The following is a 22,677-nucleotide window of genomic DNA, read 5'->3' as shown; positions in this document are numbered from 1 at the left end:
TCAGACGAGACCCGGAATCTGCGACCAAAGTTGAACGGCGAACTGGCACAGCCTGCCGAGCATCCAGGGACCGAAGACGACGATGGCCACGCCGGCGGCCACCAGCTTGGGCACCACCGTCAATGACATTTCCTGCACCTGCGTGAGAACCTGCAGGACGCTGATGGCCAGGCCCACCAGGAGTGTCAGGCCGAGCACCGGCAAGGAAACGAGCAGGCCCGTCCAGAACAGGTCGGACGTCAACTTCAAGGCAAGACCGCTGGTCACTGGAACTCCCTGGAGGCGTTTCGGGAAAGTTTGCGCCGCATGCGCGCAGGTGCCGAGCGAACTCTTGGCGCCAGTCGCGCGAACAAACGCACACGAAGCGTGCTGGCACGCAGGCGACTTCGCGGCCAGCAAGGTCTTGCCTCTTCTCCTAAGATGCCCAGGTCTTCAGGGCGGGGTGAAATTCCCCACCGGCGGTAGGCGGCGCAAGCCGCGAGCCCGCGAGCGCCCGCAGCCGCAAGGCAGCGGGGTCAGCAGATCCAGTCCAATGCTGGAGCCGACGGTCACAGTCCGGATGAAAGAAGATTCGCGTCCACTCGCGTGGCCGCGATGTGCCTGCGCTCGCCTTCACCGGCAGGCGTGGGCGTTCTTGCCGCCTTGAAGCGTTTTTGTCCAACCAACAGGAGCGTTTCAAATGACTTCCCTTTCCCTTCCCACCCAGGACGCGGCCGTCACGCTGAGTCCCATCCCCGACGTCATCGCGCAGGTGCGTGCCGGCCGGCCCGTGCTGGTGCTCGACGACGCCGGCCGCGAGGACGAGGCCGACCTGATCGTCGCCGCCGACCTCGTTCGTGCCGACACCATGGCCATGCTGATTCGCGAGGGCAGCGGCATCGTCTGCCTGTGCATCCGGCCCGACCGGGCCAGCGCGCTCAAGCTGCGGCCGATGGTGGAGGTGAACCGCTCGCGCTATGCGACGGCCTTCACGCAGTCGATCGAGGCGGCGCACGGCATCAGCACCGGCGTGTCCGCGGCCGACCGCGTGCAGACCATCCAGTGCGCGCTGCGCTCCACGCTGGAGCACAGCGAGATCGTGAGCCCGGGCCACGTGTTCCCGCTGATCGCGCGCGCGGGCGGCGTGATCGAGCGGCAAGGCCACACCGAGGCGGCGGCCGATCTCGCGGAGCTGGCGGGTTGTTCGCCCGCGGGCGTGCTGTGCGAGCTGATGAATCCCGACGGCAGCATGGCCAAGGGCGCGCAGATCGCCGCCTTCGCCGAGCGCCACGGCCTGCTGTGCACCACGGTGGAAGCATTGCGCCAGCATCGCCTGGCGCTCCAGGCCGTGTGACATTTCCTCACGCGGCCGTACGTCCGGTCGCGCCTGCCTGACGCTCGTCCCCGCGAATCGACCACGCGGCGGACGGCCACCCCTCGCCCGTGGCGCGCCGCTATAACGCGGCAAACGATGAGTGGGGGGGTGCGCACATGCTGCGTAATGCGTCTGTCTTGCTGGGACTGGCCGTGCTGCTGTCCCTGTTGTTTCCCTTGAAGTCCTTGCTGCAGGCAGGCGGTGTCGATCCGCTGGCCTTGCACCTGCAGGTGGTGGACCTCGCCAGCGTGTGCGCGCTGGCGGCGGTGCTGCCGGCGCTGCTGCTGTTTCGCGATGCGCAGCTGGCGCATCGCATTCCGCGCTGGAGCGCCTGGGTCGCCTTGCTGGCCACCTGCTCGCTGGTCTTCCTGCTGCTGCACGTGAGCTGGTCGCTGGAGCTCGTGACCGGCTATGCGCGCGAGGCCGCAGCGGCCGCCGACCTGCCGCGCGCCATCACACCGCATCGCATCGTCGCAGGCCTCGAGTTCGCGTCGCGGCTGGGCGTGCTGGCGGCGCTGGTCGGCGTGCTGTTGCGGCTCGACGCGGCGCCGCAGGACGAGCTGCCGGCGCCCCTGCCGGCCAAGCGGAGGAAGCCATGATCCACGCCCTCTACATCGCCCTCTCGCTGCTGTTGCTGTCCTTCCTGTCCGCGCTGGAGCACCTGTCCTGGATGCGCGCACTCTCCGCCGGCGCCGGCTCGCAGCCCTGGTTGCCGGAGCTGGTGCTGGCCGCCCTGGTCGCCGGCCTCTTCGTCTACACCGGCAGCCTCAAGCGGCGGCTGCTCCATCCACGGCGCGGCCAATGGCTGCTGGCCGCGGGCATCGCCTGCTATGCGCTGGGCGTGGCCGTGGCGACGGGCCTGCTCGCGCGCGGCGCCGGCCTGCTGGCCGGCGAGTTGGGCGCGGCGTGGGCGCGCGTGCCGGAGTTGGTCGCGCTGCTCCATCCGCAGCCGGTGCTGGTGGTGGCGCAGTTGCTGCTGGCGTTCGGCGCGTTCCGCGCGCTGGCCAACCTGGTGCCGCCGCACGAATTCGCGGAAGACTTCTGAGGCTAACGGCCAGCTAAGTCAGCGCTAAGGGCCATCTAAAGAGCCCCTCCTACAGTGACATCACGGTTGGCGAAGACGTCAACCGGCCACTCACTGAAAGGACAACGCATCATGACTTCCTATTCCAAGCACCTGCTCGCCATCGTCGCCGCTTCCGCCGCCGCTTTCTCGGGCATCGCCAGCGCCGACGAGGCCGACGCTTCCCAGTACGCCATCCAGATCGAAGGCGCCCGCACCCGCGCCGAAGTGCAGGCCGAAGCGGCCCGCGTCCCAGCCACGCGCAGCACCGAGCCGGCCGGTTCGCGCGTTGCCGAACCCGTCAAGTCCTCGCTGCAGACGGCCACCGTGCGTGCCGAAGCCGCGCAAGCGCTGCGCCTGGGCAAGATCTCCTCGGGCGAGATCGGCCTGTAAGCCACGAATTCGTTTCATGAACCTCCCAGGAGCCCGCAAGGGGTTCCTTCAGGGCCCTGCGGGGCCCTTTTTTTGCGTCCGCCGTTTCGGGCGGGCGAATCAGAGGGTGAGGGTCAGCTCGCGCGCATCGACCGGGGCGATGCGGGTGCGCAGGGTTTCGGCCCGTGCGCCTTCGGCCAGCAGTTGGCCAGGCAGCAGCGACAGCGGGCGCTGCTGGGGCAGCGTCAGCGTGTGGGCGTCATCCTGGGCGCGGTGGACGTCGGCCCAGGACGGGGAAGGCAGCTCGATGCGCATGAAGGGACTGTAACCACTGGTGAGAGGGGGTAGACGGATGAGCTGGCCCCGCCGGGGCAGGAAACATCGAAAAGTTCACGTCGAGGTGCGCTAGCATCCATCGCCTTGAAATATTCCCGCAACGCTCCTAACTGCGGGACGCCCCATTTCCCCCTAGAACCATGAGCCAGAAACAGACCCTCTCCTTCCAGGCCGAGGTGGCGCAGCTGCTGCACCTCGTCACCCACTCGCTGTACTCCAACAAGGAGATCTTCCTGCGCGAGCTGGTGTCCAACGCATCGGACGCGTGCGACAAGCTGCGCTTCGAGGCGCTCGACAAGCCCGAACTCTACGAAGGCCAGCCCGAGCTGGAGGTGCGCGTGAGCTTCGACAAGGACGCGCGTACGCTGACCATCGCCGACACGGGCATCGGCCTGTCGCAGCAGGAAGCCATCGACAACCTGGGCACCATCGCCAAGAGCGGCACGCGCGAGTTCATGCATCGCCTCTCGGGCGACCAGAAGGCCGACGCCCAGCTGATCGGCCAGTTCGGCGTGGGCTTCTACTCCGGCTTCATCGTCGCCGACCGCATCACGGTGGAATCGCGCCGCGCCGGCCTGCCGGCGGACGAAGGCGTGCGCTGGGTGAGCGGCGGCGCCGGCGACTTCGAGGTGGAGCAGATCACGCGGGCCGAGCGCGGCACCAGCGTCACCCTGCACCTGCGCGACGACGCGCTGGACTACCTCTCCAGCTGGAAGCTCAAGTCCATCGTCAACAAGTACTCCAACCACATCTCGCTGCCGATCCGCATGCGCAAGGAGGAGTGGAAGGAAGGCGAGGAAGGCAAGGGCGGCGAGCACGTGCTGACGGAAGAGTGGGAGACCGTCAACCAGGCCACCGCGCTGTGGAGCCGGCCCAAGAAGGACATCACGCCGGAGCAGTACAAGGAGTTCTACAAGGCGATCAGCCACGACTTCGAGGACCCGCTCGCCTGGACGCACAACCGCGTGGAAGGCAGCACCGAATACACGCAGCTGCTGTACATCCCCGCGCGCGCGCCCTTCGACCTGTGGAACCGCGAGAAGGCCGCGGGCATGAAGCTGTACGTGAAGCGCGTCTTCATCATGGACGAGGCCGAGGCGCTGCTGCCGTCCTACCTGCGCTTCGTCAAGGGCGTGATCGACTCGGCCGACCTGCCGCTGAACGTGAGCCGCGAACTGCTGCAGGAAAGCCGCGACGTGAAGGCGATCCGCGAAGGCAACACCCGCCGCGTGCTGTCGATGCTGGAGGACCTGGCCAAGGCCGCCACCGACGAAAGCGCCTCGGAAGAGGACAAGGGCAAGTACGCCACCTTCTGGAGCGAGTTCGGCGCCGTGCTGAAGGAAGGCCTGGGCGAGGACTTCGGCAACCGCGAGCGCATCGCCAAGCTGATGCGCTTTGCTTCCACCACGAGTGACACGCCGACGGTCTCGCTCGCCGACTACAAGGCGCGCATGAAGGAAGGCCAGGAGGCCATCTACTACGTCACCGCCGACACGCAGGCCGCCGCCGCCAACAGCCCGCAGCTGGAGATCTTCCGCAAGAAGGGCCTCGAGGTGCTGTTCATGACCGACCGCGTCGACGAATGGGCGCTGGGCCACCTGCCGGAGTTCGACGGCACGCCGCTGCAGTCGGTGGCCAAGGGCCAGGTCGACCTGGGTGCGCTGCAGGACGAGGCGGAGAAGAAGGCGGCCGAGGAAGCGGCGGAGACCTTCAAGCCGGTGCTGGCGAAGCTGAAGGAAGCATTGAAGGACAAGGCGTCGGACGTGCGCGTCACGACGCGCCTGGTCGACTCGCCGGCCTGCCTGGTCGTCACCGAAGGCGGCGTGAGCCTGCAGCTGCAACGCCTGCTCAAGCAGGCCGGACAGAAGGCGCCGGACAGCAAGCCGGTGCTGGAGGTGAATGCCTCGCACCCGCTGGTGCAGAAGCTGGACGGCTCGCCCAACTTCCACGACCTGGCACACATCCTGTTCGACCAGGCGCTGCTGGCCGAAGGCGGGCTGCCGGAGGATCCGGCGGCTTACGTGAAACGGGTGAACGCGCTGCTGGCCTGATGCGGGAGGGTGCGGTCGCTCATTCGAACCCGCACTCCTTGCGCTTCGCCGCGGCTTCCGCCGCGGTGAGCGCCGCGATCAGTTCCGCCGCCAGCGCCGGCTCCGCTGCGCGCGTCGCGACGGCGGCCGTGTAAGTGGTCGCCAGCTCGTAAGGCGGGGGCAGCAGGCCGACCAGCTGCACGCCCTTGGTGATCAGGATCTCGGTCACCTGCGTGCAACCGACCGCGTTGGCTTCCGGCGCCTGCGCCAGCGCGGCCATCGCCGTGGCGCCGTTGGGGAAGGTGCGCAGGCGCGGGGCCAGGCCATCGGCGACGCCCAATCCCGTCAGCACCTTCATGAAGTGAATCCCGGCCGTCGCCTTGGCGGGGTCGGGAAAGTACACCGCACCCGCCTGCTCCAGTACCTTCCGCAAAGCGTCGGGCGAGCCGACGTCGGGCGCCGCCGCGCCCTGCTTCACGGCCACGCCGGTCTTCACCAGGCCGAGCGGCCGGGCGCTGGCGCCTTCGGCGTGGCCCTGGCTGGCGAGTTCGGCGATCAGCGCATGCGTGAGGATCAGCAGGTCGCAGGGCGCACCGCCCAGCAGCTTGTCCTTCATCGCACCCACGGCGCCGAAAGTGCCTTCGAGCCGGCAACCGTGCGCGGCCTCGAAAGCGGGCTGCAGTTCGCGCACCAGGCCTTGCGCCGCACCGCCGCTGAGGAAATAGAGCGTGCGCATCAGTCGGCCTTGATGTGGGCGGTCTGGATCACCTTCGCCCACTTGGCGATGTCATCCTGCACGTACTTGTCGAAGGCCTGCGGGTTCATCACCAGCGGCGCCGCACCCTGCTTGGCCCAGGCCTGCTGCAGTTCCTTGTCGCTCACGATCTTGGTCACCGCCTCGTTCAGGCGCTGCACGACGGCCGCCGGCGTGCCCTTGGGCGCCATCAGCCCCAGCCAGATCGTCGCCTCGTAGCCCGGCACGCCGGACTCGTCGACCGTGGGCACGTCGGGCATCACGGCGGAGCGCTGCTTGCCGGTGGTGGCCAGCGCCTTCACCTTGCCGGCACGCACCTGTTCCGTCATGGTCGTGACGGCGTCGAACATCAGGTCGACCTGCCCGCCGATGACGTCGGTGCGCGCGCCCGAGCTGCCCTTGTACGGGATGTGCACGAGGAAGGCACCCGACATGCTCTTGAACAGTTCGCCGGCCATGTGGTACGGCGTGCCGGTTCCGGAGGAAGCGTAGTTCAGCTTGCCGGGGCGCGCCTTGGCCAGCACCAGCAGCTCACGCACGTTGGACGCCTTCACGGACGGATGCGCCACCAGCACGAGGTCGGACGAGTTGATGGGCGCCACGCCCACGAAGTCCTTGGTCAGGTGGTACGGCTTGTTCGGCACCAGCGTCTCGTTGACCGTGTGCGCGTTCGACATCAGCAGCAGCGTGTAGCCGTCCGCCGGCGCCTTGGCCACCAGGTCGGTGCCGATCACGGCGCCGGCCCCGGGGCGGTTCTCGACCACGAAGGCCTGACCCAGCAAATCCGGCAGGCGCTGCGCGAGCACCCGCGCGAACACGTCGGCCGGGCCGCCCACGGCGAACGGCACCACGATCTTGACCGGCCGCGTGGGGTAACCCTGGGCGGCGGCGGGCAGCGGCAGCAGGGCCGCGGCGCAGGCGCCGGCGGCCAGCCAGCGCAGGAACGAAGTGCGTTGCATGGGACTCTCCTTGGCGGGCGGCTTACTCGACCTTGCCGATCTTCTTGACCACGTCGGCCATGCGGCGCGCATCGGCCTGAACGTACTTCTCGAAGTCCGGCGTGTCCTGGTAGAGGATGGGGCTGCCGGCGTTGAGGATCACGTCCTTGACCTTGGGGTCGTTGGCGGCGGCGCGGGCGGCAGCGCGCAGCTTCTGCACCACCGCGTCCGGGGTGCCGGCCGGGACGAACAGGCCCGACCACTGGGCGTACTCGGCCTCGTAGCCCGACTCCTTGAGCGATGGCACGTCCGGCATCGTCTGCAGGCGGGCATTGCCCCAGTGGGCCAGCACGCGCAGCTTGCCGGCCTTGACCTGCTGCAGCACGGTGGCCGGACCGGAAGAGACGGCGTCGATCTGCCCGCCCAGCAGCGCGACCACGGCCGGGCCGGCGCCGGTGTAGGGCACGTGCGTCAGCTTGATGCCGGTGTTCTGCGCCAGGATTTCCATCGGCACATGCATGGTGCCGTAGTTGCCGGACGAACCGTAGTTGATCGCGCCGGGGCGCTTCTTCGCGTCCTCCACGAAGTCCTTGACCGTCTTCCAGGGCGCGTCGGCGCGCACCGCCAGCACGGTCGGGTCGGCCGTGAAGCGGGCGATGGGCTTGAGCGAATTGAGCGAATACATCGGCGAGCGGCCGATCACCACGTCCGCCTCCGGGATCACCGTGAACGAGGACAGCGACATCAGGATCGTGTAACCGTCCGGCGCGGCCTTGGAGGCGGCGGCCATGCCGATGCCGCCGCCGGCTCCCGGCTTGTTCTCGATGATGACGCTCTGGCCGAGCTCGCGGCCCATGGCCTCGGCCACCGGCCGGCCCACCACGTCGGCCAGGCCGCCGGGCGGGAAGGGCACGATCATCGTGATGGGCTTGCTGGGGTAAGCAGCCTGCGCAGCAGCCAGGCCGGCTGCCGCCAGCAGGCCCACGGCGAACAGCGTTCGGCGCAACATGGGGACTCTCCTGAGGGTTTTTCTGGGGGGGTTTGTTAGCATGCTACGTTGCGCCGGAAGCGGCGAGAAAGAGAGTTTTCCCCCATGAAGGTATCCGCATGAAACTCGCTGCCTACCAGTACCAGGGCAAGGCCGGCGTCGGCCGCGTTTCCGCCGACGGCCGCAGCATCGAGCCGTTCCAGTTGTCCGAAGCCGAGTGCGCGCTGGGCGCCCTGCCGGTCGTCGAAAGCCTGGTGGCCGGTCGCCCGCTGCCCGCCGTCGGCGCCGCCATCGCGCTCGACCAGGTGCAGCTCACCGCGCCCATCCCGCGCCCGCGCCGCAACATCTTCTGCGTCGGCAAGAACTACCACGCCCATGCCCGCGAGTTCGCCGGCAGCGGCTTCGACTCCAGCGCCAAGTCCGGCGGCGACATCCCGGCCGACCCGATCATCTTCTCCAAGGTGCCCGAGTGCGTCGTCGGCCCCACCGACGCCATCCGCATGCCGGAGGTGTCGACCGCCATCGACTACGAGGCGGAGCTCACCATCATCATCGGCAAGGGCGGCAAGGGCATCAGCGCCGCCGACGCGATGCAGCACGTCTGGGGCTACACGATCATCAACGACGTGACCGCCCGCGACTGGCAGGGCCGCCACCAGCAATGGCTGCTGGGCAAGTCCTTCGACACCTTCTGCCCCATGGGCCCCTGGCTGGTGAGCGCCGACGAGGTCGACGGTCAGGCCACGCAGGTGAAGTGCTTCGTCAACGGCGAGGAGCGCCAGAACGCCAGCACCAAGGACTTCATCTTCGGCATCCCGAAGCTGATCGAGACGTTGTCCGCCGGCATCACGCTCTATCCGGGCGACATCATCGCCACCGGCACGCCGGTGGGCGTGGGCATCGGCTTCAAGCCGCCCAAGTACCTGAAGGCGGGCGACGTGGTGCGGGTGGAGATCGACGGCATCGGGTTCATCGAGAACCCGGTGCGTTGATCAGGCGACGACGGGCGGCTCGTCCATCGCTTCGAGCTGCTCTTCGAGCATCTGCACCTGGCCGCGCCAGTAGTCGGAGCTGCCGAACCACGGAAAGGCGTGCGGGAAGGCCGGATCGTCCCAGCGCCGCGCCAGCCAGGCGCTGTAATGGATCAGGCGCAGCGTGCGCAAGGGCTCGATGAGAGCCAGTTCCGCGCGATCGAACTCGCGCATCTGTTCGTAGCCGTCCACCAACGCGCCCAGCTGGCGTTGCCGCTGCGCGCGCTCTCCCGAGACCAGCATCCACAGGTCCTGCACCGCCGGGCCGCTGCGGGCGTCGTCAAGGTCGACGAAGTGCGGGCCGGCATCAGGCGTCCACAGGATGTTGCCGGGATGGCAGTCGCCGTGCAGGCGGATGTCGCGCACGCCGGCCACCCGCGCCTCGGCAAACGCGGTGCGGATGCGCGCCAGCGCCGTCTCGCACAGGCGCTGCCACTCGCCTTGCACGTCCAGCGGAATGCCGTCGTGGGCCAGCAGCCAGTCGCGCGGCTCCTCGCCGAAGCTCGCCACATCGAGCGCAGGCCGGTGTTCGAACGGCCGCCTTGCACCCACGGTGTGCAGCCGCGCGAGATAGCGGCCTATCCACTCGAGCACCTCGCCGTCGTCCAGTTCGGGCCCGCGGCCGCCGCGGCGCGGGCTCACGCTGAAGATGAAACCGGCATGGTGGTGCAGCGTGCTGCCTTGCGGCGCCAGCGGCGCGACCACCGGCACTTCGGCCTGCGCGAGTTCGGCCGCGAAGGCGTGTTCCTCGGCGATCTGCGCCTCGCTCCAGCGTCCCGGCCGGTAGAACTTGGCGACCACGATGGGCGCGCCTTCGAACGGATCCTCCAGGTGCACCTGGTACACGCGGTTTTCGTAGGAGCTCAGCGCCATGAGGCGCCCGTCCCCGTAGAGGCCGACCGAAGCCAGGGCGTCCAGCACCACGTCGGGGGTGAGGACTTCGTAAGGGTGGCGTGCGTCGGACATGCGGCATTGTCGCCGCGCCGCCTTAACGCACGCTGAGGATGTGGCCGCTGGCCGGTTGCGTGTCGCCGGCAGCCAGCCGCTGGTAGGTCTGCAAGGCCGCGTCGGCGTTTGGGTGGCGCTCCACGCGCAACCAGGGACGCGCCGGGTCCGCCACGTGCGTGCGGAAGGCGTGCCAGGCGTCCACCAGCCGCTGGTCCAGCTCCGCGGCGCCCCAGTCCTGGCTGCGCCTCTTCGCCTGTGCCGGCGCGAAGAACAGCGTGGGCCGCGGACCGGGCAAATGCCCTGCGCCCCCCAGCTGCGTCACGTGCGTGCCGCCGACGGCGCAGCTGTAACGCAGGTTGGCGAAGCGCTGGTGCACGGCCGCGCGGAAGGCGGCATTGCCGGCAAAGTCGACGTAGACGCAGGACGTGCCGGCATCGAGCTGGTCCAGCTCCTCGTAGGCGAGGACGCGGTCGTAGCAGCCCAGGCTTTCGCAGAAGGCCTTGTTGGCGGCCGAGGTCAAACCGATGCGGCGGATGCCCGGACGCTGCTGCAGCTGGAAAGCGGTGCCGTAGGCCGTCTTGCTCGAAGCGCTGGAGAGCAGCACCGTGTCGGCGCCGAAGAACTGGTTGTCCGCGAGGAAGTCGTCGATCAGCCAGGAGGTGGTGAAGAGCGGCCGCAGCAGCGCCTGCGCTTCCTCGCTGTCGGGCGTGTAGTACGGGTCGCGGTTGGTGCGCAGGTAGGCGTTGTAGATGCCATGCAGCTCCGCGCGGTGCGGCGCGCCGTCGCGGAAGCCTCGCTCGGTGAGCCGCTGCGGCTGCAGGATGGCGCTGGACGCCATCGGCCAGTAGCCATAGAGGCGCTCACCGACCGCCACGCCCGGATGCAGGGACTGCACCACCGTGCCGAAGCCCCACACCGGCACGATGCCCCAGCCTTCTTCCGGCGCCGGGAAGAACTGCCAGTAGTGCATGGCCTCGCCGAAGGCGGCGTAGGTGACGTTGTTGGCGGTGAGGGCGAAAGCGTCGACGCGCACCCGCACCTGGCCGGGCGCGAGGGGCGCGTCTTGGGCGGCCGCGAGCCGCGCTTCGGAAAGCCGGTCCTTGCGGACCAGCAGCGTGGTGGTGCCCATGGCCGCAGCGCGCGCGATCAGACCAGGTTGATCTTGACGTCGATGTTGTTGCGCGTGGCGTTCGAGTACGGGCAGACCTGGTGCGCGGCATCCACCAGCTGCTGCGCCGCGGCGCGCTCCATGCCGGGCAGGCTGATGTTCAGGCGCACGGCGATGCCGTAGCCCAGCGAGGTCGGGCCGAGGTCGACTTCGGAGTCGATCGCGGTGTCCTGCGGCACGGTGACCTTCATCTTGCCGGCGACGGCCTTGATGGCGCCGATGAAGCAGGCGGCATAACCGGCGGCGAACAGCTGCTCCGGGTTGGTGCCCTGGCCGGGCGTGCCGGGGGAGGACAGCTTCACTTCGAGGCGGCCGTCGTCGGTGCGCGAGTTGCCGTCACGGCCGCCGGTGGTGTGGGCCTTGGCGGTGTAGAGGACTTTGTCGAGGGCGGTGGGCATGGTTTCTTCCTTGCGGTGGGTGGGAGGAGGCAGATGCGGGTCAGGCCGCCAGGCGGTCGCGCAGTTCGCGCACCTGCCGGGTCAGCTGGACCAGTTCGGGAATGGAGCACTGGCTCGCCTGCAGCACGCAGGCGGGCACCTTGGCGGCGCGGGCCTTGAGCTTGCGGCCGGCGGCCGTGAGGTGGATGTGGACGCGGCGTTCGTCCTGCACGTCGCGCAGGCGGCTGATCAGCCCGGCCGTTTCCAGCCGCTTGAGCAGCGGCGTCAAGGTGCCGGAGTCCAGCGACAGGCGCTGGCCGAGCTCGGACACCATCAGGCCGTCGCCCTCCCACAGCACCAGCATCACGAGGTACTGTGGATAGGTGAGGCCCAGTTCCTCGAGCAGCGGCTTGTAGAGCTTGGTCATCGCGAGCGAGGCCGAATACAGCGCGAAGCAGAGCTGGTTGTCCAGCTGCAGCGCTTGTTCGGGGGACAGGGATCGCGACGGCATGGGATGAATTGTAGCTCCAAATTCAATTGCGTGCAATTGAATTTGCTACCGGCCCTGGAAACGGCCGGCCCGCTTCTCGACGAAGGACTGCACGCCCTCCTGGAAGTCCTCGCTCGCGGCGAGCTTCTGCTGGACGGCGACGAATTCGCGCATCGCTTCGAGCGGTCCTTGCTCCACCGCCTTCAGCGCGTTGAGCCGCGTGGCCATCACGGCCAGCGGCGCCTGCGCGGCGACGGCCTCGGCGATCCGCACGGCCTCCTCCAGCTGGGTCCCAGCCGGCACCAGCTTCTGCACGAAGTTCAGCCGCAACGCCTCGGCGCTGCCGAACTCGTCGCCCGTCAGCAGGTGCAGCAAGGCGTTGCCGAGGCCGGCGCGTTCGGCCATCCGCAGGGTGGCGCCACCGGTGGCCATGATTCCGCGCTTCACTTCGAGCTGCGAGAAGCGGCAGTCGTCCGCCGCGACGACGATGTCCGCGGCCAGCATCAGCTCGATGCCGAGGGTGTAGGTAATGCCTTGCACCGCCGCGATCACCGGCTTGCTGCGCCGGCGGTAGCCCGGGCTGCCCAGGTTGAGGGGTTCCACCATGCCCTCGGGCACCAGGCGCTCGCCGCGCTTCATGAAGGGCGCAATGGACGGCAGGTCGAGGCCGGCGGTGAAGTGGGCGCCGAAGGCAGCAGCACGCCGACGCGCAGCTGCGGGTCGTCATCCAGCAAGGTGTAGGCTTCGCCCAGTTCGCGGAACATGCGCGGCGTGAAGCCGTTGCGCTTGGCCGGCCGGTTGATGCCGACCAGGAGCAGCGCCCCGCGCCGCTCCGTGGTGATGGTGCCCTCCGCGGGCGCTGCGTTGGTGTCCATGCCGCATTAGAGCAAGGACTCCGAAAGCGCGGAAGCTTTGTGCCTATGCTGGCGCCAGCAGACGAGGAGACGGGCATGGACGACAACAACGTGGATTACGTCATCGTGGGCGGCGGCTCCGCCGGCTGCGTGCTGGCAGCGCGGCTGTCGGAGGACCCGGACGTGCGGGTGACGCTGCTCGAGGCCGGGCCGCCCGATACCAGCGTCCTCATCCACTGTCCCGCGGGCCTGGCCCTGCTGGCCAAGAACGGCCAGGCCAACTGGGCCTTCCAGACCGTGCCGCAAGCGGGGCTGAACGGACGCCGTGGCTACCAGCCGCGCGGCAAGGTGCTGGGCGGCTCGAGCTCCGTCAACGCGATGATCTACGCGCGCGGCCACCACGCCGACTACGACGCCTGGGCCGCGGAAGGCAACGCCGGCTGGAGCTGGAACGAGGTGCTGCCTTACTTCCGCAAGGCCGAGCACAACGAACGCGGCGGCGACGCCTGGCACGGAACCGGCGGCCCGCTCAACGTGATGGACCTGCGCAGCCCGCACCGCTTCGGCCCGATCTTCGTGGAAGCCGGCAAGCAGGCGGGCTACCGCGAGAACCGCGACTTCAACGGCGCCGAGCAGGAAGGCGTGGGGCTCTACCAGGTGACCCACAAGAACGGCGAGCGCTACAGCGCCGCCAAGGCCTATCTCGCGCCGAACCGCGCTAGGACTAACCTGCAGGTCATGACCGGCGCGCACGCGACGCGCATCCTGTTCGAGGGCAAGCGCGCCGTCGGCGTCGAGTACCGGCAAGGCGCCGAAACCAGGGTGGTGCGGGCGAAGCGCGAAGTGCTGCTCAGCGCCGGCGCGCTGCTGTCACCGCAACTGCTGATGCTCTCGGGCGTCGGGCCGGCCGAGCACCTGCGCGAACACGGCATTCCCGTGCTGCACGACCTGCCCGGCGTGGGCCGCAACCTGCACGACCACGTCGACGTGGTGCAGGTGGTGGACGCCCCGCACCTGCAGGACCTGTTCGGCCTGTCGCCGCGCGGCATCGTCAACGCCATCCGGGCGATCTTCGAGTGGCGCAAGCAACGCAGCGGCCTGCTCACCACCAACTTCGCCGAGGCCGGCGGCTTCATCAAGAGCGACCCGTCCGAGCCCTTGCCCGACCTGCAGCTCCACTTCGTGATCGGCAAGCTGGTGGACCACGGCCGCAAGACGGTGTTCGGGCACGGCTATTCCTGCCACGTCTGCCTGCTGCGCCCCAGGAGCCGCGGCAGCCTGACGCTGGCCAGCGCGGATCCGCTGGCCGCGCCGCGCATCGACCCCAACTTCCTGGGCGACCCCGACGACCTGCGCCGCCTGGTGCGCGGCTTCCGCGTGATGCGGGAGATCCTGGCGCAGCCGGCGCTGGCCGGCCACCGCGGGCGCGAACTCGCGGCGTCCGCGCAGGCGACCAGCGACGAGGCGATCGCGGAATTCATCCGCAACCACGCCGACACCATCTACCACCCGGTCGGCACCTGCCGCATGGGCAGCGGCTCGCTGGACGTGGTGGACGACCAGCTGCGCGTGCACGGCATCCAAGGACTGCGCGTAGTCGACGCTTCGATCATGCCCAGCATCGTCGGCGGCAACACCAATGCGCCGGTGATCATGATTGCCGAGAAGGCGGCGGACCTGGTGCGCGCCGGCGCCAGCTCCTCGCGTGAAGCAGTTCACGCGCCGCGCGAAGCGGTCGCTGCTTAAGGTTCCTGGAAGGTTTTCTTAAGCGTTTCTTCAGAACGCGAAGGAGGCGGCGTTCCTAGACTTCTTTCCTCCCAAAACGAAAGAAGACCATGAACCTCGATTCCAAGGAACTCGCCTCCGTCGCCGCCGCCGCGGCGCCCCGCTTCGACATGTACTCGGGCATCCACAAGGCGCTGCGCGCGCTGATGGCCGACACGCTGCTGGCCGTCGGCCGCATGGACGCCGACGACGGCCTCGAGCGCGCCCAGGTCACCGAGCGCGTGCTGGAACTGCTGCAGTTCTGCGCCGGCCACCTGCAGCACGAGAACGAATTCGTGCACGCGGCGATCGAGGCGCGCGCGCCGGGCGCCAGCGCCCAGATCGGCCACGAGCACGACGAGCACGTGAAGCACATCGCGCAGCTGGCCGACGCCGTGGCGGTGCTGCGGGGCTGCGCCGACGAAGCCCGCCCGGCGGCGGCCAGCCGCCTCTACCGCGAGCTGGCGCTCTTCGTCGCCGACAACTTCCAGCACATGCACGTGGAAGAGACCGCGCACAACGCCGTGCTGTGGGCGCGCTACACCGATGCCGAACTGGTCGCCATCCACGACGCGCTGGTCGCCTCGATCCCGCCGCAGGAGATGATGGTCACCGCGCGCTGGCTGGTGCCTTTCATGAATCCGGCCGAACGCGTCGGGCTGCTGGCCGACATCCGGGCCAAGGCGCCAGCGCCTGCGTTCCAGGCGATCCTGGATACGGTGCGGCCGCACCTGGCAGCCAATGAATGGGCGAAGCTGGCGCGCGCGCTGCAGTTGCCGGCCGTCCCCGGCCTCGCGGCCTAAGCCGCGCTTTCGACCCGCGCGATCAGGCCGCTGCGGTCCTGCCGGTTGCGCAGGGTGAGCGACAGGCCGCAGCGCTGCGCCGCCGCCTGCGCGATCGCCAGGCCGAGGCCGCTGCCGTTGACGCCGTTGCCGGGAACGCGGAAGAAGCGGTCGAAGACGCGCGGCAGCATCTCCTGCGGAATGCCGGGGCCCGTGTCCACCACTTCGAGGGCCACGCGGCCCTGGTCCTGCACCAGGCGCACGTCCACCACGCCGCCTTCGGGCGTGTAGCGCAAGGCGTTCTCGATCAGGTTGTCCAGCACGCTGCGCAGGTCGCCGGGGGCGCAACGCAGCGTCGGGGGCGAGCCTGCGGGCGATCCCGCATCGACCAGGCCCAGGTCGATGTGGCGCTGGTCCGCCAGCGTGATCAGCGTATTGATGCTCTCGCGCAGCTGTGCCTGCAGGTCCACCATGGCCGGGCCGTCCGCGCCGGCGGCTTCCTGGCGCGACAGCCGCAGCAGCTGGTCGACCAGGCGCTGCGCGCGCTTCACGCCCAGTTCGAGCTGCACGTAGCGGCCTTGTGCCGCTTCGCAGGTCATGTCGGTACGCAGGTTTTCCAGCTGCAGGCCGATGGCCGTGATCGGCGTGCGCAGTTCATGCGCGGCGTCCTGCACGAAGCGCCGCTGCGTCGCGAACGCTTCGCCCAGGCGTCGCAGCAGGCTGTTGAAGGAATTCACCAGCGGCACGACTTCGGAGGGCACGCGCGCCAGCGGCAGTTCGGCGATGTTGTGCTCGTCCAGTTCGGCCGCCTGCCGGCCGATGTCCTGCAGCGCAGACGACATGGCGCGCGCCACGCCCCACAGGATGATGAGCGACAGCGGCAGCAGCACCAGCACGGGCGCCACCGCGGTGCCGGCCCGCTCCGCCGCCAGCGTGGTGCGGAAGGCGCCGCTTTGCAGCACCTGCACCGAGCGGCCACCCGGATGGTCGGCCGGCAGCACATAGGCCCGCCACGAACGGCCTTCGTGTTCGAGATCGCGGAAGCCCGAGCCCGATTGCAGCGGCAGGGAGAGCTCCGGATAGGAATTGGCGAGCAGGCGGCCGTCGGGGCCGAAGGTCTGCACCACGTAGCCGCCCCAATGGAAGACGCGCTCGGCGTTCTGGCGGGTCGTGCGCACCGAGTCGGTCGCCGCGACGGCGCTGCCGATCTGCTGCATCTGGTCGTCCATGAAGCCGCTGACCATCTCGCAATAGGTGTAGTACGAGACCGCGGCGGCAGTCGCGCCCACCGCCAGGAACACCGGCACCAGCCACAGCAGCAGCGCGCGCCGGATGGAGCACATCGGCCCCTTGGGAAAGACGTGGAACTTCATTGCACGGCTCCCGGGGAAGCAGCGCCCGAAGCATTGGCGCTCACGCGCCAGCCGAGCCCGCGCACGTTGCGGATGGTCTCGGCGCCCAGCTTGCGCCGCATGCCGTGGATCAGGACGTCGACCGCATTGCTGCTCACCTCTTCGCCCCAGCCGTAGATGCGGTTTTCCAGCTGCTCGCGCGAGAGGATCGCGCCCGGCCGCTCCAGCAGCGCGTGCAGCAGCGAGAATTCGCGCGCCGACAGTTGCGAGCGTTCGCCTTGCACCACCACCTCGCGCGTGGTCAGGTCCAGTTGCACGCCCTGCGTGCCGATCACCGAGTGCGCCGCGCCGTCGCGACGCCGAATCACCGCGCGCATGCGCGCCAGCAGCTCGCGCATCTCGTAGGGCTTCAGCAGGTAATCGTCGGCGCCGAGATCGAGGCCGGCCACGCGGTCGTCCAGGCCGTCGCGTGCGGTGAGCACCAGCACCGGCGTGCGGTCGCCGCCGGCGCGCGCCTTGCGCAGCACCTCGACGCCATCGACCTTGGGCAGGCCCAGGTCCAGCAGCACGCAGGCGTAGTCGCCATCGGCCAGGGCGCTTTGCGCCAGCAGGCCGTCCTTGACCCAGTCGACGGACCAGCCTTGCGCCCCCAGCGCTTCACGCAGCGCGGGGCCGATCATTTCGTCGTCTTCGACCAGCAGGACTCGCATTCGGGCATCTCCAGGGGGCGGCTTCGGCCCACCGAGCTTAAGAAAAGTCTCTTAGGCCGTCATTAGGCCAAAGGCAAGCAGTCCGTTCGTCGGGGCGGAAATACCGGCCGCTTTGTGAATCAACTAGTTACATCTGCTCGGCTGTGACCGATTTGTTGTTTTTGCCCAATTCATGGCTAACCCATTGATTTGGCAGGGAGTTTTTCATTGCATTCCGTTACTCGCTCATCTAAAGTTCGCCGCAAGTAAGAATTCCACCTAACCCGGCAGAGGGTTGCCCCTACAAGGAGCCACGACCATGAAAAAGCTGATTCTCCCCGCGCTGCTCGGCCTTGCAGCACTCATCTCCATGCCGTCGCATGCGCTGACCGCATCCGGTGCATTCGACGTGACCGTGAACCTCTACCCGAAGTGCGAGTTCGTCACCGCCCCGAGCGCCCTGGCACTGCACTACGTCTCCTTCCAGACCACCGACAGTGTCAACGACATGGCGTTCTCGCTGCGTTGCACCAACACCCTGCCGTATTCGCTGTCCTTCGGCGGCACTGCCGGCTCCGGTGGCACGCTCGCCGGCCTGACCTACGCGCTCGAGACGCGTCTTGGCGCAGCCGCCGCCACCGGCGGCACCGGTAACGGCGGCACCCAGAGCTGGGCGGTGCGCGGCACCGTGGCCGGCGGTCAAGGCGGCAATTGCGCCGTCGACAACTCCGGCACCGCCGGCACGCAGGTCGCGGCCACGAGCGGCGCCAACACCGGCTCCGCCGTCGGCACCGCCTGCACGGCCACCAGCGCCAGCGGCGCCCACACGCTGACCATCACCTACTGATCGGACATTCCCTATGGCCGCCAGCCGGCACCGGCTGCTGGATGCGCTATGGGTGTCGCTTGGCTTCATGGTGGCAGGCAACGCCCTGGCGCTGGGCGAAAGCGCGCCCTTGCGGGTATCGATCACCCTCAACGGCCCGCAGGACCAGCGTTGCATCAGCCTTTCGCTGAGCGAGCACACCCAGGCGGAAGTCCGGGTGGTGTGCAGCACGGGACAGTTCGTCGACATCGAGCCGGCGGCCGGAAAGCAGTTCACCGGCACGCACGGCAGCGCCTACCGCTACCGTCTCCCCATGGCGGCGAACTTCGGCGGCAGCCTCCTCACCCCTGGCGATGCCTACGTCGGCGGCGGGACCATCACGGCTTTGCGTATCTACAACGTGAATGGAAGCGACGGGCCGCTCGAGATGCTTGTCAGTTTCTAGCCTGGCCATCCACTGCTAAGCTGCGCGAATGAACGCCCTCCCTCTTCTTCCCACGGCCTTCCGGACCCGCAGGAGCAGCAAAGCCTTCGTGCTGGGGGCGATCGTTTCCGCGGTGCTGGCGTCGACGGCGCACGCCGGCGTCTTCTCCGTGGTGCCGGTCCGTATCTACATGACGCCACGCGACCGTGCGGTCGCCATCACCGTCACCAACGAGGGGGATTCCCCCATGGTGTTGCAGGCGGAGGTGAGCACGTGGCGGCAGAAGCCGGACGGCACCGACGAACAGCTTCCGTCGGAAGACCTGATTCTTTCGCCGCCCATCCTGAAGCTCGCGCCCAAGGGCCACCAGGTTGTGCGGCTCGCGCGGCTCGCACCGGCCGACGCCTCCCAGCAACTGACCTACCGCCTGCTGATTCGCGAGGTGCCGGAAGCGACCCCGCCGAAAGACCAGACGCTGCAGATCCCGATCGCCCTGGCCCTGTCGCTGCCAGTCTTCATCACGCCGCCGGCGGCCGCCCGCGAAATCACGTGCCAGCCGTCGACCGGCGCGGAGTTCCAGGTCTCCTGCGCCAACACGGGCAAGGCCTATGCGCAGGTGCGGGCCATGGAGTTGCGGCAATCGAACCAGATCGTCGGCAAGATGGAAGGCGGGGTCTACATCCTGCCGGGCGCGCGCAAGACCATTTCCCTGCAACGGCAGCAAGCGCTTGCCGCCGGCTCCGCCCAGATCGAGGTCGGCTTCGACGATGGGAAGACCCAGGTCTTCAACGTCACCGTTCCCTGATCCGTTCCCCAGTTCGCAGGAAGGGGCGCCGAGGCTGCCCCGTGTCCGTCCTTTGCATGAAATCGACGTCGTCCTCCCGTTTCCGCCGACTTGCCGCAGCAGCGCTGCTGGCCGGTGTGGCGGTGGGCGCGCCGGCGCAGCAGGGGTCGCTCGATGAACCGGTGGTCATCCAGTTGCGGCCGGTGGACGTGCAACTCAATGGCGGGCCGGCCGGCAACTGGGTGCTGCTCGATCGCAATGGCGTGTTGCATGCGACCGCGGAGGCGCTGGACGAATGGCGCATCAGCAATCGACCCGCGGCCGCGCTGCAGTATCGCGGACAGGCCTGGTACCCATTGGCGGCCATCCCCGGGTTTACCGTGCAGCTGAACTCCGTCGAGCAAACGGCCCGCATCAACTTCGCCCCGCTGGCGTTTGCGGCGACCCGGCTGGTGCAGGAAAAGTCCGATCGTCCGGCGCTGACCGCATCGATCCCTTCGGCATTCACCAACTATGACCTGAGCTACACGCGCTCGGCGACGCGCGGCACGAAGGCATCGGAGGACCTGGGCGCCGTAGTGGAGCTGGGAACGTCCGGCAACTGGGGCGTGCTGACCAATTCGATGGTGGGCCGCAACCTCACCGGTTCCGCTGAAGCCGGCACTCCCCGCATGGTGCGGCGCCTCGAGACCACGTACTCGCGGGACTTCCCGGGCCGCGATCTCACGCTGCGCATCGGGGACACCGCGACGCGTCCGGGCATGTGGGGGCAGGCGGTGTACTACGGCGGCATCCAGCTGGCCCGCAACTTCGGTCTGCGGCCGGGGTTCATCACGCAGCCCCTGCCGGTGCTTGCGGGGGTGTCGACCGCCCCGAGCTCGGTGGACCTCTACATCAACGACTCGCTGCGCCAGACCTCCAAGGTGCCGGCAGGACCTTTCGCGATCGACAACTTTCCTCTGCTCACCGGCAGCGGCCAGGCCCGCCTGGTCGTGCGCGATGTACTCGGACGCGAAACGGTGATCGTGCAGGACTTCTTCAGCCACAGCAGCCTGCTGGAAGAAGGCCTCTCGGACTGGAGCGCGGAGCTGGGTGTCGTCCGCAAGAACCTCGGCTTGAAAAGCGCCGACTACAGCCAGGGCTTCGGCGCGGGCCTGTACCGGCTCGGCCTGAGCAAGACGCTGACGGTGGAAACCCATGCGGAAGCCGGCACCCGCACGCGTGGAGTCGGCGCCGGGCTCGTGGCCGCGCTCCCGCTGCAACTGCTTGGCCAGGCCGCCGTGGCCGCCAGCGACAACATCAACGCAGGCAGCGGGTTCACGTGGCAGTCCTCGCTCGCGCGGACCGGTCCCGTGCATAGCTTCACGCTCAACGTGCAAGGCAACAGCCCGGGCTACCGCCAGGTGGGCCAGGACGAGATCCTGAGCATTCCGTACCGGCGGCAGATAGCCGCCAGCTACAACCTCCAGACGCGGCGCTGGGGCGCGCTCGGTGCCGGCCTGGCGCAAGTCGAGACCGCCCTCGGCCGCTCCATCACCACCTACAACGCCAATTACTCCATCCAGCTCGGAGGCGGCGCCGTGCTGACCGCGAACTTCGTGCGCGTGCGCGATCCGCAAGCGACCGGCGGCGGCACGTCCTTCGGCGTCAGCCTGCTGCTCCCCCTGAGCGATGGCATCGTGACTTCGAGCAACGTCAACCACAAGGACGGATTGACCGAGGGCTACGTCAGTGCCAGCAAGGGCCTCACCGGAGACACGGGCACCAGCTGGCGCGCGCTCGCCGGTTACCGCGAGCAGGAGCCGTTCGTGGAAGGTGGCCTTTATCTCCAAAGCACGCGGTCCTTGTCTAGCGTGGACATCAGCCAGTCGCGGACGCGCCAGACCGTGCGGCTGGGCATTCAAGGGGGATTGGTGTTTGCCGACGGCGAGTTGTTCGCCACCCGGCGGGTCTCGGACAGCTTTGCCGTCGTGGAGGTCCCCGGCTACCCGGACGTCGGCATCAGCGCGTACGGCAGCGTGGTCGCGCGCACCGACGCGCGCGGGCGAGCCCTCGTGTGGCGCCTGCTGCCGTACCAGGTGAACGACATTCGGCTCGATCCTACCGAGCTCCCGATCGCCGCGGAAATCGACAGCATCGAACAGCAGGCCGTTCCGGCTGCGCGCAGTGCGGTCAAGATCGTCTTTCCGGTTCGCAGCGGGCGCGGCGCGCTGGTGAAGATCGAATTCGACGACGGCCAGCCGGCGCCCGCCGGCGCGCAGGTCGAAGTGGCCGGCGACAAGGAAGAATTCTTCGTGGCCCGCAGGGGGGAAGCCTTCGTGACCGGGCTGCAGGACCGCAATGAACTCAAGCTGCGCTGGCAGGGCGCCACCTGCAGCTTCACCGTCACCCTGCCGCCGGGCACGCCGGACGACATCGCCCGCGTCGGGCCCGTGCGCTGCAGCGGCATCAAGAGGTAGACCATGTCACGATCGATTCTCCGGTTCTGCTTCGCCTTGCTACTGGCCGCCGCCGGGTCTTCCGGGTGGGCGCAGTCGTGCTCGATCACCGCGAACAACCTGGCAAGCGGCTCCGGCTACAACCCCTTCTTGCTCACCACGAACGACACGGCCGGCGTCTTTTCGGTCAGCTGCACCCGGCCAAAGGGCGGGCAGAACAAGTTTCCCGCTACCTTCTATGTCGGTGTCGACAATGGCGGCAACTATTCAGGCACCACCCGCCAGTTGCGCCTCGGTGCGTCGGGCAACTACCTGACCTACAGCCTGTACCGGAACTACAGCGGTTGCTCGCAAGCATGGGGCGCAACGCTCGCCACCGCGGTCAGCCTCGCCAACAGCGGCACCGGCGGGAACGACACCACGACGATCCCGAATCCCCTGACTTCCGGCACCAGCTACTGTTTCCGCATCGATGCAGGGCAGAACGCGGCCCCGCCGGGCACCTACACGGACACCGTCACCATCGGCGTCGCAGACAACACCGGCGCCATCTGGGGAAGCGGCACGATCACGTTCAGCACGACCATCACAGCCGCCTGCAGCTTCACCTCGCCGCCCACCAACATGACGTTGAACTACACGTCGTTCACTACCACCGCGGCAACGGCCACCAGCAATCTGCAATTGCGCTGCACCAACACGACCACCTACGGGCTGGCGTTGAGCGGCACCAGCGGCACGATGCTGGGACTGAATTACACGCTGGGCCTGAGCGCGGCCAGCGGGACGGGCTCGGGCTTGGCGCAGGCGTACGCCATCAATGCCGGCATCGCGGCCGGCCAGTCGGGAACTTGCTCGGGTGCATCGTGCACCGCCACCGTGACGCGCACCCTCACCGTGACGTACTAACCGGGC

24 protein-coding genes, 1 pseudogene and 1 riboswitch are annotated in these 22,677 nt (G+C 68.6%); of the genes and pseudogenes, 13 read left to right on the top strand and 12 right to left on the bottom strand.

Annotated elements, in window-relative coordinates:
- Complete coding sequence (locus LZ009_RS19320; protein ID WP_275699592.1) at positions 1-249, bottom strand: flagellar biosynthetic protein FliQ; 249 nt, start codon at positions 247-249, stop codon at positions 1-3.
- A 175-nt stretch (positions 250-424) separates the two neighbouring features.
- Positions 425-575, top strand: a riboswitch (FMN riboswitch).
- A 104-nt stretch (positions 576-679) separates the two neighbouring features.
- Between LZ009_RS19320 and ribB the strand changes: the two genes are divergently transcribed.
- From ribB to LZ009_RS19300, 4 genes are all read left to right on the top strand, one after another.
- Positions 680-1,333, top strand: a complete 654-nt coding sequence (ribB, locus tag LZ009_RS19315; protein ID WP_275699591.1) for a 3,4-dihydroxy-2-butanone-4-phosphate synthase — start codon at positions 680-682, stop codon at positions 1,331-1,333.
- Between the two features lie 158 nt (positions 1,334-1,491).
- Complete coding sequence (locus LZ009_RS19310) at positions 1,492-1,953, top strand: hypothetical protein (RefSeq protein WP_275699590.1); 462 nt, start codon at positions 1,492-1,494, stop codon at positions 1,951-1,953.
- Positions 1,950-2,399 carry a hypothetical protein gene (locus tag LZ009_RS19305; RefSeq protein ID WP_275699589.1) on the top strand — a complete coding sequence of 150 codons (450 nt, stop codon included), beginning with the start codon at positions 1,950-1,952 and terminating at the stop codon, positions 2,397-2,399. Before LZ009_RS19310 ends, LZ009_RS19305 begins: the two co-directional genes overlap by 4 nt.
- 111 nt (positions 2,400-2,510) lie before the next feature.
- Positions 2,511-2,810 (top strand): DUF4148 domain-containing protein, encoded by a 300-nt coding sequence (locus LZ009_RS19300; protein ID WP_275699588.1) that lies wholly within the window; start codon positions 2,511-2,513, stop codon positions 2,808-2,810.
- 99 nt (positions 2,811-2,909) lie between these two features.
- On the opposite strand, the gene LZ009_RS19295 is transcribed toward LZ009_RS19300, so the two are convergent.
- On the bottom strand, positions 2,910-3,104 hold the full coding sequence (locus LZ009_RS19295) for a hypothetical protein (protein WP_275699587.1): 195 nt from the start codon (positions 3,102-3,104) through the stop codon (positions 2,910-2,912).
- A gap of 161 nt (positions 3,105-3,265) precedes the next feature.
- Here LZ009_RS19295 and htpG point away from each other — a divergent pair, with 161 nt between their 5' ends.
- The gene (gene htpG, locus LZ009_RS19290) at positions 3,266-5,176 is read left to right on the top strand and encodes a molecular chaperone HtpG (protein ID WP_275699586.1); all 1,911 of its coding nucleotides are present in this window, start codon (positions 3,266-3,268) and stop codon (positions 5,174-5,176) included.
- A 19-nt stretch (positions 5,177-5,195) separates the two neighbouring features.
- On the opposite strand, the gene LZ009_RS19285 is transcribed toward htpG, so the two are convergent.
- From LZ009_RS19285 to LZ009_RS19275, 3 genes are read right to left on the bottom strand one after another with little or no spacing between them, the layout of a single operon-like run.
- Positions 5,196-5,891: a substrate-binding domain-containing protein gene (locus LZ009_RS19285; protein ID WP_275699585.1), complete on the bottom strand. Its 696-nt coding sequence runs from the start codon at positions 5,889-5,891 to the stop codon at positions 5,196-5,198.
- Positions 5,891-6,868, bottom strand: a complete 978-nt coding sequence (locus LZ009_RS19280; RefSeq protein ID WP_275699584.1) for a tripartite tricarboxylate transporter substrate binding protein — start codon at positions 6,866-6,868, stop codon at positions 5,891-5,893. Before LZ009_RS19280 ends, LZ009_RS19285 begins: the two co-directional genes overlap by 1 nt.
- 22 nt (positions 6,869-6,890) lie before the next feature.
- Positions 6,891-7,856, bottom strand: coding sequence for a tripartite tricarboxylate transporter substrate binding protein (locus tag LZ009_RS19275; protein WP_275699583.1), 966 nt, complete (start codon positions 7,854-7,856; stop codon positions 6,891-6,893).
- 98 nt (positions 7,857-7,954) lie between these two features.
- Between LZ009_RS19275 and LZ009_RS19270 the strand changes: the two genes are divergently transcribed.
- Complete coding sequence (locus LZ009_RS19270; protein ID WP_275699582.1) at positions 7,955-8,827, top strand: fumarylacetoacetate hydrolase family protein; 873 nt, start codon at positions 7,955-7,957, stop codon at positions 8,825-8,827.
- Here the strand turns inward: LZ009_RS19270 and LZ009_RS19265 are convergent, their stop codons facing one another.
- The 5 genes and pseudogenes from LZ009_RS19265 to LZ009_RS19245 form a co-directional block, all read right to left on the bottom strand.
- Positions 8,828-9,832 carry a serine/threonine protein kinase gene (locus LZ009_RS19265; RefSeq protein WP_275699581.1) on the bottom strand — a complete coding sequence of 335 codons (1,005 nt, stop codon included), beginning with the start codon at positions 9,830-9,832 and terminating at the stop codon, positions 8,828-8,830. It abuts the gene before it with no gap.
- Positions 9,833-9,854: 22 nt separating this feature from the next.
- Positions 9,855-10,943 carry a DUF2855 family protein gene (locus LZ009_RS19260; RefSeq protein ID WP_275699580.1) on the bottom strand — a complete coding sequence of 363 codons (1,089 nt, stop codon included), beginning with the start codon at positions 10,941-10,943 and terminating at the stop codon, positions 9,855-9,857.
- A gap of 17 nt (positions 10,944-10,960) precedes the next feature.
- Positions 10,961-11,380 carry an organic hydroperoxide resistance protein gene (locus LZ009_RS19255; RefSeq protein ID WP_275699579.1) on the bottom strand — a complete coding sequence of 140 codons (420 nt, stop codon included), beginning with the start codon at positions 11,378-11,380 and terminating at the stop codon, positions 10,961-10,963.
- A 40-nt stretch (positions 11,381-11,420) separates the two neighbouring features.
- The gene (locus tag LZ009_RS19250) at positions 11,421-11,870 is read right to left on the bottom strand and encodes a MarR family winged helix-turn-helix transcriptional regulator (protein WP_275699578.1); all 450 of its coding nucleotides are present in this window, start codon (positions 11,868-11,870) and stop codon (positions 11,421-11,423) included.
- A gap of 45 nt (positions 11,871-11,915) precedes the next feature.
- Positions 11,916-12,724, bottom strand: a pseudogene (locus LZ009_RS19245) (crotonase/enoyl-CoA hydratase family protein).
- A gap of 75 nt (positions 12,725-12,799) precedes the next feature.
- Here LZ009_RS19245 and LZ009_RS19240 point away from each other — a divergent pair.
- On the top strand, positions 12,800-14,449 hold the full coding sequence (locus tag LZ009_RS19240; RefSeq protein WP_275699577.1) for a GMC family oxidoreductase: 1,650 nt from the start codon (positions 12,800-12,802) through the stop codon (positions 14,447-14,449).
- 89 nt (positions 14,450-14,538) lie between these two features.
- Complete coding sequence (locus tag LZ009_RS19235; protein WP_275699576.1) at positions 14,539-15,270, top strand: hemerythrin domain-containing protein; 732 nt, start codon at positions 14,539-14,541, stop codon at positions 15,268-15,270.
- Here LZ009_RS19235 and LZ009_RS19230 read toward each other — a convergent pair.
- Both LZ009_RS19230 and LZ009_RS19225 read right to left on the bottom strand, forming a co-directional pair.
- On the bottom strand, positions 15,267-16,622 hold the full coding sequence (locus tag LZ009_RS19230; RefSeq protein WP_275699575.1) for a sensor histidine kinase: 1,356 nt from the start codon (positions 16,620-16,622) through the stop codon (positions 15,267-15,269). The genes LZ009_RS19235 and LZ009_RS19230 overlap by 4 nt on opposite strands.
- On the bottom strand, positions 16,619-17,311 hold the full coding sequence (locus tag LZ009_RS19225; RefSeq protein ID WP_275699574.1) for a response regulator transcription factor: 693 nt from the start codon (positions 17,309-17,311) through the stop codon (positions 16,619-16,621). Before LZ009_RS19225 ends, LZ009_RS19230 begins: the two co-directional genes overlap by 4 nt.
- A gap of 298 nt (positions 17,312-17,609) precedes the next feature.
- On the opposite strand from LZ009_RS19225, the gene LZ009_RS19220 reads away from it, so the two are divergent.
- The 5 genes from LZ009_RS19220 (at position 17,610) to LZ009_RS19200 (ending at position 22,671) form a co-directional block, all read left to right on the top strand.
- Positions 17,610-18,137, top strand: coding sequence for a hypothetical protein (locus LZ009_RS19220; protein ID WP_275699573.1), 528 nt, complete (start codon positions 17,610-17,612; stop codon positions 18,135-18,137).
- Positions 18,138-18,150: 13 nt separating this feature from the next.
- Positions 18,151-18,561 (top strand): hypothetical protein, encoded by a 411-nt coding sequence (locus LZ009_RS19215; protein WP_275699572.1) that lies wholly within the window; start codon positions 18,151-18,153, stop codon positions 18,559-18,561.
- Positions 18,562-18,649: 88 nt separating this feature from the next.
- Positions 18,650-19,345 (top strand): fimbrial biogenesis chaperone, encoded by a 696-nt coding sequence (locus LZ009_RS19210; protein WP_275699571.1) that lies wholly within the window; start codon positions 18,650-18,652, stop codon positions 19,343-19,345.
- Between the two features lie 56 nt (positions 19,346-19,401).
- On the top strand, positions 19,402-21,783 hold the full coding sequence (locus LZ009_RS19205; protein WP_275699570.1) for a fimbria/pilus outer membrane usher protein: 2,382 nt from the start codon (positions 19,402-19,404) through the stop codon (positions 21,781-21,783).
- Positions 21,784-21,786: 3 nt separating this feature from the next.
- Positions 21,787-22,671, top strand: a complete 885-nt coding sequence (locus LZ009_RS19200) for a spore coat protein U domain-containing protein (RefSeq protein ID WP_275699569.1) — start codon at positions 21,787-21,789, stop codon at positions 22,669-22,671.
- Positions 22,672-22,677: the final 6 nt, after the last annotated feature.

This window comes from Ramlibacter paludis (assembly GCF_022012305.1).
GTDB lineage: Bacteria > Pseudomonadota > Gammaproteobacteria > Burkholderiales > Burkholderiaceae_C > Ramlibacter > Ramlibacter paludis.
Note: the sequence above shows the minus strand (reverse complement) of the source record. Positions and strands in the feature narration are given on the sequence as shown.

What these genes read in the sequence shown, in the direction of transcription:
- LZ009_RS19295 (WP_275699587.1), bottom strand. Translation starts at nt 3,104, where the DNA reads ATGCGCATCGAGCTGCCTTCCCCGTCCTGGGCCGACGTCCACCGCGCC.
- LZ009_RS19235 (WP_275699576.1), top strand. Translation starts at nt 14,539, where the DNA reads ATGAACCTCGATTCCAAGGAACTCGCCTCCGTCGCCGCCGCCGCGGCG.
- LZ009_RS19270 (WP_275699582.1), top strand. Translation starts at nt 7,955, where the DNA reads ATGAAACTCGCTGCCTACCAGTACCAGGGCAAGGCCGGCGTCGGCCGC.
- LZ009_RS19240 (WP_275699577.1), top strand. Translation starts at nt 12,800, where the DNA reads ATGGACGACAACAACGTGGATTACGTCATCGTGGGCGGCGGCTCCGCC.
- ribB (WP_275699591.1), top strand. Translation starts at nt 680, where the DNA reads ATGACTTCCCTTTCCCTTCCCACCCAGGACGCGGCCGTCACGCTGAGT.
- LZ009_RS19285 (WP_275699585.1), bottom strand. Translation starts at nt 5,891, where the DNA reads ATGCGCACGCTCTATTTCCTCAGCGGCGGTGCGGCGCAAGGCCTGGTG.
- LZ009_RS19215 (WP_275699572.1), top strand. Translation starts at nt 18,151, where the DNA reads ATGGCCGCCAGCCGGCACCGGCTGCTGGATGCGCTATGGGTGTCGCTT.
- LZ009_RS19275 (WP_275699583.1), bottom strand. Translation starts at nt 7,856, where the DNA reads ATGTTGCGCCGAACGCTGTTCGCCGTGGGCCTGCTGGCGGCAGCCGGC.
- LZ009_RS19200 (WP_275699569.1), top strand. Translation starts at nt 21,787, where the DNA reads ATGTCACGATCGATTCTCCGGTTCTGCTTCGCCTTGCTACTGGCCGCC.
- LZ009_RS19230 (WP_275699575.1), bottom strand. Translation starts at nt 16,622, where the DNA reads ATGAAGTTCCACGTCTTTCCCAAGGGGCCGATGTGCTCCATCCGGCGC.
- LZ009_RS19305 (WP_275699589.1), top strand. Translation starts at nt 1,950, where the DNA reads ATGATCCACGCCCTCTACATCGCCCTCTCGCTGCTGTTGCTGTCCTTC.
- LZ009_RS19300 (WP_275699588.1), top strand. Translation starts at nt 2,511, where the DNA reads ATGACTTCCTATTCCAAGCACCTGCTCGCCATCGTCGCCGCTTCCGCC.
- LZ009_RS19260 (WP_275699580.1), bottom strand. Translation starts at nt 10,943, where the DNA reads ATGGGCACCACCACGCTGCTGGTCCGCAAGGACCGGCTTTCCGAAGCG.
- LZ009_RS19255 (WP_275699579.1), bottom strand. Translation starts at nt 11,380, where the DNA reads ATGCCCACCGCCCTCGACAAAGTCCTCTACACCGCCAAGGCCCACACC.
- LZ009_RS19205 (WP_275699570.1), top strand. Translation starts at nt 19,402, where the DNA reads ATGAAATCGACGTCGTCCTCCCGTTTCCGCCGACTTGCCGCAGCAGCG.
- LZ009_RS19225 (WP_275699574.1), bottom strand. Translation starts at nt 17,311, where the DNA reads ATGCGAGTCCTGCTGGTCGAAGACGACGAAATGATCGGCCCCGCGCTG.
- LZ009_RS19220 (WP_275699573.1), top strand. Translation starts at nt 17,610, where the DNA reads ATGAAAAAGCTGATTCTCCCCGCGCTGCTCGGCCTTGCAGCACTCATC.
- LZ009_RS19280 (WP_275699584.1), bottom strand. Translation starts at nt 6,868, where the DNA reads ATGCAACGCACTTCGTTCCTGCGCTGGCTGGCCGCCGGCGCCTGCGCC.
- htpG (WP_275699586.1), top strand. Translation starts at nt 3,266, where the DNA reads ATGAGCCAGAAACAGACCCTCTCCTTCCAGGCCGAGGTGGCGCAGCTG.
- LZ009_RS19265 (WP_275699581.1), bottom strand. Translation starts at nt 9,832, where the DNA reads ATGTCCGACGCACGCCACCCTTACGAAGTCCTCACCCCCGACGTGGTG.
- LZ009_RS19250 (WP_275699578.1), bottom strand. Translation starts at nt 11,870, where the DNA reads ATGCCGTCGCGATCCCTGTCCCCCGAACAAGCGCTGCAGCTGGACAAC.